Raw genomic sequence first — 2,306 nt, forward strand, 5'->3', positions numbered from 1 at the left:
AGAAAACGATTCGGATTGAGGTTTAATTTGATCGCTGGTATTTATAACTACGAGTGCAAAAATTGAGGTTTGGAAAGAGGTCTATTTAAATAACTGGAGCTTTTTTCTATATCATAAGAATCTAAAAAAGGCACAGCACCTAAAAATGCGCGTTAATTCTATTTTTTAAGGAGGAAATATTCTCATAAATGACTTGCATATTTTGATCAATTACGTTCGCAACCCATCCGGCTAGAGAAATATTTTTTCTTTACATGTCCGCTTGAGTTAATAATGCATAATTAATATATCCAAGACGCATCCCCACAACTAAAATCACTGGCACATAAAGTTCGAATGCAAAATCGGCAAGTGTTTCTTCAAATCGTTTAAGGGTACTTGCCATCCACCAGCTCTTTCAATCAATACAAGATCGGCCTTATACTTTATTACCGAGGAGATTCTATTTTTTAATTGATTGACAGTATAATTTTTATTGATTTTTTTAGCAGCGATATGGGGTGCAATAGCCGGCTCAAATGAAATTGGATTAACAAGTCGATAGGGTAATTTAATGGAAGAATACTGTTGTAACATCAATACATCTTCACTAATTAGGCCTTTTTTAGTCTTATTACAGCCCGATGCAATAGGTTTGCAACCTATTGTTGAATATCCCATTTTATTAAATAAATGCAAAATAGAGTGGTATATAGCCATATTGGCTACATTTGCATCATCACCGGTAACAAAGAAGCGGATTTTTCTCACCAACAAGATATGTTCTAATGAATAATAAGTCATTTCTATCGGGTTTAAATAACTAACAAATTAAAGATTACGAACTTCTTCAAGCCTATATAAAACCCGAGTAAAACAGATAAAGCCTAGTATTGTTTTGTCATCTCTCTTAGTCACCCTTAATTTCTAATTTATTATTCGATATTAAATGAAGGTTCCATAGTCGAGATAATTCCTTGAGTACGGCTTCCCCTCGTATACTGGTTCCTGTCTTATCAAGATTTGGTGAATAAACAGCTATGGCCATTTTATTGGGAATAACGGCAATGATTCCACCACTTACGCCACTTTTAGCAGGAACCCCTATTGTTACAAACCAGCCACCGCTTCGCTCATAGATTCCGTTGATTACCATTTCAGATAAAACATCTCTTACATACTTAGATGAGAGGACCTTTTGGTGCGTTTTAGGGTTGATCCCATTATTTGCAAAAGTAGACCCTATTGAGGCTAAAGTTTCAGTATTGACCATAAGAGCGCAAGCTTTTGTATATCGATCTAAAACTTCTTTTGGATCCCCAATTAACATTCCATAAGATTCGAGTAGGTGACTAATCGCCCTGTTTCGTTGATTTGAAATGGCTTCAGAATGGTAAATCCTCTTTCCTAAGAATATCTGTTCACCACCTAATTGTTTGATAAATGTGACAAGTCGATTCCATTTTTCTTCTGAGTCTTTTCCTCTTATAAAACTGGTTGTTTGTATGGCACCGACATTGACGAAAGGATTATGGCTTTGATTGTTTTCTATTGATTTGATGGAGTTAAATTGCTCGCCTGTCGCTTCAAGGCCTATTTTGTTAAAAATTATTTTTTCTCCATTGTCTTGTAGCGCTAGAGCATAAGCAAAAATTTTTGAAATGGATTGCAAAGAAAAATTCGCATGTTTATCTCCTATTGATATAACTTTTCCATCGACTGTCACAACTGAGATTGCAAACAAATCAGAATTCGCTTTTGCCAGTTCCGGAATGTAGGATGCAGGCTTTCCATTATAGTTAGTTTTATATTTATCATACACACTTTTTAACGTAGCATAGTCAGGGGATACCGAACCACCCACTGCAGAAAAAGAACAAAAGAAGCTTAGTATTAATACAGTAAAATGGTAGCGCATTTTTATCACTCAAGTTTTATCATGAATTTTTATATGAATGTCATTATACTTCACCCACAAAAATTAGTTAAATTAATAATTATGATTGAATCAATAAGAAACTCTAATCATTAATATAAAAATTTTAGTCCCCTATGCTAAACATAAAGATATAAATGGTGGACCACTAGCAACATCCCAGCAACAAGGTTGGGATGAAATATCATCAAACTGATATTTATAGCAGCGAGTAGGATTAATTCGATTAAACCTCAAAGGAATCACTTTTCCAACGGATTATAGCGCAAATAAGTGAAGTTACTTGATTTAACTTCAATAACAAGACTCTTTTGATTGAAATAAACTGCAAGCGCCCTGCTCGGCTTGGCTAAATTGAGCTCTTAAACTTGCAAATAACTCTCTACCGCAA

2 protein-coding genes are annotated in these 2,306 nt (G+C 34.6%); both read right to left on the bottom strand.

Annotated features, from left to right (window positions below; all coding sequences use genetic code 11):
- Positions 1 to 315 precede the first annotated feature (315 nt).
- Positions 316 to 783, bottom strand: a complete 468-nt coding sequence (bioD, locus tag Lani_RS19770) for an ATP-dependent dethiobiotin synthetase BioD (protein WP_058388561.1) — start codon at positions 781 to 783, stop codon at positions 316 to 318.
- A gap of 106 nt (positions 784 to 889) precedes the next feature.
- Positions 890 to 1,897: a glutaminase A gene (gene glsA, locus Lani_RS12215; RefSeq protein ID WP_058388562.1), complete on the bottom strand. Its 1,008-nt coding sequence runs from the start codon at positions 1,895 to 1,897 to the stop codon at positions 890 to 892.
- Positions 1,898 to 2,306 lie beyond the last annotated feature (409 nt).

The organism is Legionella anisa (genome assembly GCF_001467525.1).
GTDB lineage: Bacteria > Pseudomonadota > Gammaproteobacteria > Legionellales > Legionellaceae > Legionella > Legionella anisa.

Bases quoted from the DNA above. Each gene is read 5' to 3' on its own strand.
- bioD (WP_058388561.1), bottom strand. From the start codon at position 783: ATGACTTATTATTCATTAGAACATATCTTGTTGGTGAGAAAAATCCGC.
- glsA (WP_058388562.1), bottom strand. From the start codon at position 1,897: ATGCGCTACCATTTTACTGTATTAATACTAAGCTTCTTTTGTTCTTTT.